At 59.4% G+C, this 8,762-nt stretch carries 10 protein-coding genes; 4 read left to right on the forward strand and 6 right to left on the reverse strand.

Going from position 1 to position 8,762, the window contains the following annotated elements; translation table 11 throughout:
* Positions 1–104: 104 nt before the first annotated feature.
* The 3 genes from BFP90_RS06155 to BFP90_RS06160 all read right to left on the reverse strand — a co-directional run bounded on the left by BFP90_RS06155 (position 105) and on the right by BFP90_RS06160 (position 2,135).
* A complete protein-coding gene (locus tag BFP90_RS06155) occupies positions 105–704 on the reverse strand; it encodes a tRNA-uridine aminocarboxypropyltransferase (RefSeq protein ID WP_065896254.1) in 600 nt (199 codons plus the stop codon).
* Positions 705–975: 271 nt separating this feature from the next.
* Entirely contained in the window at positions 976–1,098 is a 123-nt protein-coding gene (locus BFP90_RS29065; RefSeq protein WP_017737772.1) for a PA1414 family protein, read from the reverse strand.
* Between the two features lie 143 nt (positions 1,099–1,241).
* Positions 1,242–2,135 (reverse strand): putrescine utilization regulator PtrR, encoded by an 894-nt coding sequence (locus BFP90_RS06160; RefSeq protein WP_065896255.1) that lies wholly within the window; start codon positions 2,133–2,135, stop codon positions 1,242–1,244.
* A 104-nt stretch (positions 2,136–2,239) separates the two neighbouring features.
* Between BFP90_RS06160 and BFP90_RS06165 the strand changes: the two genes are divergently transcribed.
* The gene (locus BFP90_RS06165; protein ID WP_065896256.1) at positions 2,240–3,439 is read left to right on the forward strand and encodes an MFS transporter; all 1,200 of its coding nucleotides are present in this window, start codon (positions 2,240–2,242) and stop codon (positions 3,437–3,439) included.
* Here BFP90_RS06165 and BFP90_RS06170 read toward each other — a convergent pair.
* The 3 genes from BFP90_RS06170 to BFP90_RS06180 all read right to left on the reverse strand — a co-directional run bounded on the left by BFP90_RS06170 (position 3,351) and on the right by BFP90_RS06180 (position 6,278).
* The gene (locus BFP90_RS06170) at positions 3,351–4,793 is read right to left on the reverse strand and encodes an NCS1 family nucleobase:cation symporter-1 (protein WP_065896257.1); all 1,443 of its coding nucleotides are present in this window, start codon (positions 4,791–4,793) and stop codon (positions 3,351–3,353) included. The two genes, BFP90_RS06165 and BFP90_RS06170, sit on opposite strands and share 89 nt — an antisense overlap.
* Before the next feature lie 197 nt (positions 4,794–4,990).
* Positions 4,991–5,389, reverse strand: coding sequence for a DUF2177 family protein (locus BFP90_RS06175; RefSeq protein ID WP_065896258.1), 399 nt, complete (start codon positions 5,387–5,389; stop codon positions 4,991–4,993).
* Between the two features lie 52 nt (positions 5,390–5,441).
* Positions 5,442–6,278 (reverse strand): CvfB family protein, encoded by an 837-nt coding sequence (locus BFP90_RS06180; protein ID WP_065884480.1) that lies wholly within the window; start codon positions 6,276–6,278, stop codon positions 5,442–5,444.
* A 324-nt stretch (positions 6,279–6,602) separates the two neighbouring features.
* Here BFP90_RS06180 and BFP90_RS06185 point away from each other — a divergent pair, with 324 nt between their 5' ends.
* The 3 genes from BFP90_RS06185 to BFP90_RS06195 all read left to right on the forward strand — a co-directional run bounded on the left by BFP90_RS06185 (position 6,603) and on the right by BFP90_RS06195 (position 8,645).
* Positions 6,603–6,782 carry a hypothetical protein gene (locus BFP90_RS06185; RefSeq protein ID WP_003193095.1) on the forward strand — a complete coding sequence of 60 codons (180 nt, stop codon included), beginning with the start codon at positions 6,603–6,605 and terminating at the stop codon, positions 6,780–6,782.
* 207 nt (positions 6,783–6,989) lie between these two features.
* Complete coding sequence (locus BFP90_RS06190) at positions 6,990–7,712, forward strand: TorF family putative porin (protein ID WP_065893758.1); 723 nt, start codon at positions 6,990–6,992, stop codon at positions 7,710–7,712.
* A 66-nt stretch (positions 7,713–7,778) separates the two neighbouring features.
* Entirely contained in the window at positions 7,779–8,645 is an 867-nt protein-coding gene (locus BFP90_RS06195) for a DUF6279 family lipoprotein (protein ID WP_065896259.1), read from the forward strand.
* Positions 8,646–8,762: the final 117 nt, after the last annotated feature.

Raw genomic sequence — 8,762 nt, forward strand, 5'->3', positions numbered from 1 at the left:
CAAGATCAAGAGCGACTCGCTTCGCATCGTGGTTACGGTTGGGCGCTACAGAGTTGTGTAGATACCTATGTCCCGATAGCCGCACCGAGATACCCCGCCTGTCCCTAATCCCCACCGCCATGATTTCTCTGAAAAACCTCTTCCCCCATCGCCGCAATCTGCCCCTCGATCAACGCTTCAAAAGGTTTGAGCAACGTCTCGAACGATGCCGGCGCCTCCAGTACCTGCAACGCCTGCGCAATCGCTTCGACCGTCGACAAGGCGCCAGGTCCCGGCGCCTTGCGCAAGCGATACCGGGAGACGCCGCCATCGGCCAGCGTGACCCGAGGCAAGGCCGCCAGCAACGGGTTGAGGTGCAGCAACTTGCGCGCCTTGCGCCAGGTGCCGTCAGGCACCACCAGCAACAGCGGCTGATCGTCTTGTGCGTAGGCTTGCAGGGGTTGGGCATCATCGGCCGGAAACAACAGCCGCGCCTGATAGCCGGGCGGGTTCAACAGGGTCGCCAGGTCATCGAACACCTCTCCCACCACCAACTGCGCATTGTTCAACCCCAACACCGCCAGCCGCGCGGTATTGAGCGCGTGGTTGACCTCGCTCGGATGCTGCAGCAGCAACACACGGGTGCGACTTTGGAGACGCGGAATCAGCGGGCACAGGCAGTGGCTGACTGGCCTGAGACAATGGGAACACTGGGGTCTGGACATGTTTTCAGGTCTGGTTGAGCTGGGCTTTTTAAGTATATTGCGATGAACCTGGGGTTGGTGACCGCGCGGACGTTTACGCACAAAGGCGGACTGGACGCCCGGCCCTTGCGTTTAATTAAGTAAAGCGCCCTACCCTCTCGTCTTGCCTGACACAAACAAAATATGGGAGCGGGCTTGCTCGCAAATACGGCAAACCAGTCAACTACTTATCGACTGACTCACCGCATCGCGAACAAGCCCGCTCCCACAAGAATACCGGGTTGGCTGGGGATCAACGCCGACGTGGGCGGCGTTGCTCGTCATCGGTACGAATCGGCACCGGCTGCAGTGGAGGCTCGATCAAGCCCAGCGCAACGCCAAGGTCATGGAGCCAGGTTTGAATTTTCTCTTTCATGATTTGCCCCCTTTGAGGGTAATGCGGGTAGACGCCTGTCTTGTCGCCCTTTCCTACACTGATAGTAGCCCTAAGTCCTATGTATTGCTTGCGCGAAACCACAACGAACTATTACTGAATGGATCAGGATCCTGTCGAATCGTTCAAGCAATCTCGCGCCTGTCTTGCACGCCCTCTGCCTGGCTCGCCTGCTGCAGCTCGATCCATGCATTGAGGTTAGCGCCGAGCATACCCTTTCGCCACATCAACCAGGTGGTGGCAGTGGCAAAAGGCCCAGTCAGCGGATGAACGGATACACTGTCCTTGCCCGGCAGGCTCTCGAGCATGGATTCGGACATCAACGCCACGCCTGAGCCGGCGATCACACAAGCCAGCATGCCCTGGTAGGACTCGATCTCGATGGCGCGGCCCATGGCCACGCGCTCGTGGGAAAACCAGGTCTCCAGGCGGGTGCGATAGGCGCAACTGCGGCGGAACGTGAAAACCGAGCGGCCGGCCACATCCTGGGGGCCGCGCACCGGCGGGTGATCGGCCTCGCAAATGATCACCAGGCGCTCTTCGCACAGCGGCACGCCGTCCAGCGTGGCAATCGTCAATGGACCATCCACCAGCGCCGCATCCAGCCGCCCGGTGATCAAGCCTTCGAGCAGTTCGCCGCTCGGCGCGGATTGCACCTGCAAATTCACCATCGGGTAGGCCTTGTGATAACGCGCCAATAGCGTGGGCAAGTGAATCGCCGCCGTGCTGTACATGCTGCCGAGGACAAAATCACCCGCCGGTTGCCCGCCCTGCACGGCGCCATGAGCTTCATCGTGCAGGGCCAGTAGACGGGTGCTGTAGTCCAGCAGCACTTTACCCGCAGGAGAAAGCTGCAAACGCTGGCGTTCACGCACAAACAGCTCGACGCCAAGCTGTTCTTCCATTTGCTTGAGCCGGGTCGACAGGTTCGACGGCACACGGTGCAGGCGCTCGGCGGCGCGGGTGATGGAGCCCTCTTCCGCTACCGCCTGGAAGATGCGCAGTTGACTGAACTCCATAGCCTTTCTCCAAAACTGAACAAGTTACTCACTATTATTCATTTTTACAGAAAGTCAATCCGCTTTAGCCTGACGGTCTTCGCTTTCCCGCAGGACACGTGCACATGTCACCGCTGATTCGCTTAACCGCCAGCTTTGTCGCCCTGATGATGGCCATGGGCATCGGCCGCTTTGCCCTGACTCCGCAGATGCCGCATTTGCTCAGCGAAGGTCAGATCGACCTGACCGGCGCCGGGTTGATCGCGGCCGCCAATTACCTGGGTTATTTCGTCGGTGCGGTGGACTCGATCTTCGCCCGCAGTCATCACCACATTAAAGGGCGCTTGTACGGCGGGTTGTGGCTCTGCGTGCTGCTGACCCTGGCGTCCTTTTGGGCCCACGGCTTCTGGCCTCATCTGCTGCTGCGTTTCGGCACCGGTGTCGCCAGCGCCTGGGCCCTGGTGATGATTACCAGCCTGAGCCAGCCGCTGGCGATTGCCGCCGGCAGGCCACGCCTGGGAGCGCTGGTGTTCGCAGGACCTGGCTTGGGCATTGTGCTCACCGGACTGCTGGCGCTGGGGTCCAACCTGTTGGGGCAAAGCTCCGCAACGCTGTGGTTGGTGTATGGCGCGGTGGCACTGGTGATGCTGCTGGCCATCCTGCCATTCCTGCCAACGCCGACCACGCTGGCTGCGCCCGCCTCCAACGCGGGTAATAACGGCAGCATCGCGCACTTGGGCTGGATCTACTTCCTGTTCGGCCTGGGCTACATCATTCCAGCGACTTTCCTGTCGCAGATGGCCACTGCGCAGTTCAAGGGCGCCTGGCAGGCCGACTTGTTCTGGCCGTGCTTTGGCCTGGCCGCTGCGATGGGCGTGGTGATAGCCAGCCTGCGCCGCAAGGACCCGAACACCACCCGGCGCTGGCTGATGACCACGCTGTGGCTGCAGGCGGCCGGCGTATTCACGTGCCTGCTGGGCAATACCTGGGGCCTGGCGCTGGGAGTATTGCTGTGCGGCGCACCGTTTCTGGCGTGCATGCAATTGGTCATGGCGCGCCTGCGCGAGATTGCGCCCCACGGCTACCAGCGCAGCACCGGCCTGTTGACGGCAAGCTTTGCCATCGGCCAATTGAGCGGGCCGCTGCTGGCCTCGGTGAGCAGCCACTTGAGCGGCGGCCTGCAACCGGCACTGGTGATTGCCGCTTGCGGTCTATTGGTGGCCGGCGGTGTCGTGCTCAGCCAGCGACCAGAGGGGTCGGCAAGCGCACCTGCTCACGCCGTGCCAGTACCAGAAAAAACAGCCCTCCCAGGAAGCAACCGGTAAACCAGGCGAAATTGGCCATGCCTTGCAACGCCGGCGTGAAGGTGATGGCGACGCCCACCAGCGTCGCCGGTACCAAGGCCTTGACCGCCGTCCAGTTCACCCCGCCGTCGAAGTAATAGCGTCCGTTCGGACTGTCATCGAACAGCGCATCCACGTCGATCTGCTGCTTTTTGACCAGGTAAAAATCCACCAGCAGGATGCCGAACAGCGGCCCGATAAACGCGGCCAGGATATCCAGGGTGTAGTGAATCATCAGCGGGTTATTGAACAGGTTCCACGGCGTGATAAAGATCGACGCCACGGCGGCGATCATTCCACCCGCACGCCAGCTGATTTTGCTCGGCGCAATGTTGGCGAAGTCGAACGCGGGGGAGACAAAGTTGGCGACGATATTGATGCCGATAGTGGCGGTCACGAACGCGAAGGCGCCCAGCAGCACGGCCATGCTGTTGTCGATGCGCGACACCGTGGCGATGGGGTCATGCAACATTTCGCCAAATACTGGCAGGGTGCCCGAGACGATCACCACGGTTACCAGGGAGAAGGCCAGGAAGTTCACCGGCAGCCCCCAGAAGTTGCCACGGCGCACGTCCTGCATGCTGCGGCAGTAGCGGCTGAAATCGCCAAAATTGAGGGTAGGCCCGGAGAAGTACGACACCACCAGCGCCGTCGCCACGATCACCTGACCGAAGGCCTGCCAGCCCGACAGCGACTTTTCCGCCAGGGTAAAGCTGATATTCGCCCAACCCGCTTTCCACACAATCCAGCCGGCCAGGGCAAACATCACCGCATACACCACCGGGCCGGCCCAGTCGATAAAGCGGCGGATGGATTCCATCCCGGCCCAGAACACGGCGGCCTGCAGCACCCACAATGTAAGAAAGCCGAACCAGCCCAGGTACGACAACCCGGCAAAGTGCGGCTCTGCATACACAGCCATCGACGGGAAAAAGCGCAGCACCACGATGATCAAGGCACTCGACGCCAGGTACGTCTGAATGCCGTACCAGGCAACCGCGATCAGGCCACGGATCACCGCAGGAATATTCGCACCAAATACACCAAATGCCAGGCGGCAAATCACTGGATAAGGCACCGCCGCCTGCTGACTCGGCTTGGCCACCAGGTTGGCGATCAGTTGCACAATGCAAATGCCCGCAAGCAAGGCGATCAACACCTGCCAACTGGCCAGCCCCAGGGCGAACAGGCTGGCGGCGAACACGTAGCCGCCGACGCTGTGCACGTCGCTCATCCAGAAGGCGAAGATGTTGTACCAGGTCCATTTTTGCGGCAGTGGGCCCAGGTCCTGGTTATACAGCCGTGGGCTGTAGCCGTTGGGCAATTGGTCGGTCATCGCGGGACTCCTCGTAATATCGCCCTGCGTTGCCGTAGCGATATGCATACGGTACGCAGTATGGGTTGTATACGAGGTAGTCAGCAGAATGCATGCCAATGGCACACAATGCCCGTGGAACGGCGCTCCAAAGACATTATAAAGGTTCAGATAGAACAGCTATTCGCAGCAACGGTGCAAGACAATCCTGTACACAATCACTGACGCACCCGTTGTGCACACAGGAAGCCGACTGTGCAACAGATCGCCGTGAGCACAGTCCCCCACGCCATGTCCATTACCGCCAGGCCGGCGGACCAGCCTTGCAGCGTGGCCCAATTGCTCAGGTCGTAAGTGCCATAGGCCACCAACCCCAGCAAGGCCCCCAAACGCGCAGCGCGTTGCCAGCTCGCGCTGGGCAAGACAACGAATATCACGCAACCGAGGACATACAGCAGATAGAACACGACGGCGGGCAACAGCCGGGGCTGATCGAGCATCAGCGAGCCGAGCAGGCTCTTATAGGTAGGCCCCATCAGGACGCCCAGCCAGAGGCCGTCCAGCACCAGGAAGGCGACCAGCGTACCGAGGTAGGCAAACAAGGTTTTCTTCGACATTTGACCATCCACTGTAGGAGCAAGCGTGCTCCTACAGCAGAGCCGGCCGCACTCAGCTTAGTTCAATGCGATCGGCATGAATCACAATCTGCCCCTGCTTGTAGAGCGCACCAATGGCCTTTTTGAAGTTGCCTTTGCTCACACCGAACAAGTTGCTGATGACGGCGGGATCGCTTTTATCACTGACCGGCAAGGTGCCGTTGTTGTCACGCAATTTGGCGAGGATCTTCGAGTTGAGGCTGGAAGCCGCTTCCTGGCCAACCGGCTGCAGGCTCAGGCTGATGTTGCCATCGGCGCGGATCTCTTTGATAAAGCCTTTCTCTTCCTTGCCCGGGCGCAGGAACTTGAACACTTCGTTCTTGTGGATCAGGCCCCAGTGTTTGTTGTTGATGATCGCCTTGAAGCCCATGTCCGTGGCTTCGGCCACCAACAGGTCGACTTCCTGGCCCACCTGGTAATTGGCCGGCGTTTTGTCCAGGTAGCGATCAAGGCGCGCGGTGGCGGTGATGCGCCGGGTGTGCTTATCGAGATAGACATGCACCACGCAGTATTCACCGGCGCTCAGCTGACGTTTTTCTTCCGAATAAGGCAGCAACAGATCCTTGGGCAGCCCCCAATCGAGGAACACACCGATGCTGTTGACTTCCACCACTTTCAAACTGGCAAATTCGCCCACTTGAACTTTGGGTTTTTCAGTGGTGGCGATAAGTTTGTCATCACTGTCCAGATAAATGAAAACGTTAAGCCAGTCTTCATCTTCACTGGGAATGTCCTTGGGGATATACCGATTAGGCAAGAGGATTTCACCGTCTTGCGCACCATCCAGGTACAAACCAAAGTTAGTGTGTTTAACCACTTGCAAGCTGTTGTAGCGCCCGACTAAAGCCATTTCCAGATACCCTCATTGCGTGGGCGGCATTCTACCCGAGTTGAGCCAGACACGCGCGCGCGCCTGAAAAATCCGCAGGCCGACGTGGCGCTGCAATGGCAGTGCCCCGCTCGTCTGATCAATCCTGCGAATTTTACCCGTCACCAGCGCCTGCACATTTCAAGCTTTCGAGTTAAAACAGTCAGTTAGCGGGTTATTGGGTTGATCAAGTTCGGTCTTTTGCAGAGGCGACATTTAATTCCCTGGGGATATTTGCCAAGCAATTGTCAAGTAATTCCTGTACGATGCCTGGCCAAGTTAATTTTCTACAGGTTAGTGGCCGCCATGCGCGTAAAAGCATCCAACAGCAAAGCAAAGCCAGCTCCCGCCGTTGAAACCAGCGAATCGATCAACAGCCAGATTGCTGCGTTCCTCAAGTCCGGTGGCGAAATCCAGCAAATTGCCAAGGGCGTGAGCGGCCAGACTTTCGGCCCGTCCAAGCAGATCAGCCTGGGCAAAAAGTAATACCCGCGCAACGCACCTGGTCCCTAAGCGTCTTGCCTTCAAGGCGCTAGGACTAGAGCCCGAAACACCTTCGCAACACCTTGATCCTCACCCCAATCGACGAACGGGCCTCACCTGCGAGCTTTCGCCGGTATCCTTGCACACGTCTAGCACGGGCATCTGCCCATCTTTTTTCGTCACTGCTCCTCGCTTTTCATGGAGTGAAGCATGCTCAAATCCTGCATGTTACTGGTCAGCGCGCTTGCCGCGTGTCCGCTCGCCGAAGCGCAGATTTTCCAGCGCGAATTGGGCGACTTCGACCTGAAATTGGGTACCACCCCCAGCCGCACCATGGCCCAGGGCCTGGTCAAGCCGACCTCCCCGGGCAGCGACGCATTCCATGGCGGGCTGGACCTGAGTCACGACAGCGGCCTGTACTTCGGCCAGTTTTCACCGAACATGGGGTTGTCCTCGCCCAGCACCCTTGAAGTCGATTCCTATATGGGTTTCAAGCATCCCTTCGACCAGACCCTGGGCTACGAAGTGGGCTTGATTCACTACAGCTACCCCAAGGTCAGCCCCCTCGACAGCCAGGCGTTTTATGGTGGCCTGAACCTGCTGGGCAACCGTTTCGGCGTGTCTTTCAGCAACGACCCCGACCGCCAGGACAGCACGCTGTTTGCCGACCTCGGCGGCACCCAGCCTTTCGGCGTCGGCGTCAGCGTGAAGTACACCACCCATCAACTGGGCACCCCGGTGTCGGTGGAGAACGGCGCCATCAGTAGCTTCAGCGACTGGTCAGTGCAACTCTCCAGGGCCTGGAAAGGGGTCGACCTTGACCTGATCTACAGCGACTCCAGCCTCAGTGGCGGGGACTGCTCGGCCTACTCCGGACACAATTCGCAATGTGACGGTCTGTTGACCTTGAAGGCTGTCCGGTCGTTTTATTGATGGGCTGAACTGTCGCCCCTTGTGCAGGTTCACATGCATTAACCCCAACCGTGCAAGGACCTGCCCATGTTGCGTCGGCTCAAATTTATGGTGTTATTGCTGACCCTGAGCCTGGTGCTCGCCGGCTGCAATCGCGTGGGCCTGGCCTACCGTAATCTTGACGTGATCATCCCCTGGACCCTCAACGACTACCTGGACATGAACGCCGGGCAGAAGAGCTGGTTCAATGACAAACTCAAGGAGCACCTGGCCTGGCACTGCACCACGCAATTGCCGGGTTACCTGGACTGGCTGGACCGCCTGCAACAGATGGTCGACGCCAACCAGGTCACCGACGCCGCCTTGCAGGCCCGCACTGTCGAAGCCAAACAGGCCATCGCTGAAATCGCGCGTGAAATCACCCCGTCTGCGGTGCAATTGCTGCAAGGTCTGGATGATCAGCAGGTCAAGGAGATGAACGACGCCCTGGCCAAAGACCTGCGCAAACGCCAGGACGAATACCTCAAGCCGCCGCTGGCCCAGCAGATCAAGGAGCGCGCCGAGCGCATGAGCAAGCGTCTGGACGCCTGGATCGGCCCACTCAGCGCCACCCAGCAGCAGCGGGTGGTGGCCTGGTCCGAGGCATTGGGAGATCAGAACAACGAGTGGATCGGCAACCGCGCGCACTGGCAGGCGCAGTTCAGCGAGGCGCTGCGGCAACGCAACAGTCCCGGGTTTGCGCAAAAAATGCAGCAGTTACTGGTGGACCGGGAAAGTCTTTGGACCCCCGAGTACCGGGCGGCCTACGCACAGACCGAAGCGGCGGCGCGTAGTTTGATTGTGGATTTGATGGCGCAGAGCACTGAGCAACAGCGCATGAAGCTGAGCCAGAAAATCGACAAAGTCCGTGGCGATTTTCAGGCCCTCAAATGCCTCAAGGCTGCCTCTGCGTGATGTGGGTAAGGGCGTGCTTTCGATAGCAGCGCGCCTGACAAACCGCTATCGGGGCATAGGTATCTACACAACTCAGCAGCGCCCAACCGTAACCACGATGCGAAGCGAGCCGCTCTT

This window comes from Pseudomonas sp. 24 E 13 (assembly GCF_900004715.1).
Taxonomy (GTDB): domain Bacteria; phylum Pseudomonadota; class Gammaproteobacteria; order Pseudomonadales; family Pseudomonadaceae; genus Aquipseudomonas; species Aquipseudomonas orientalis_A.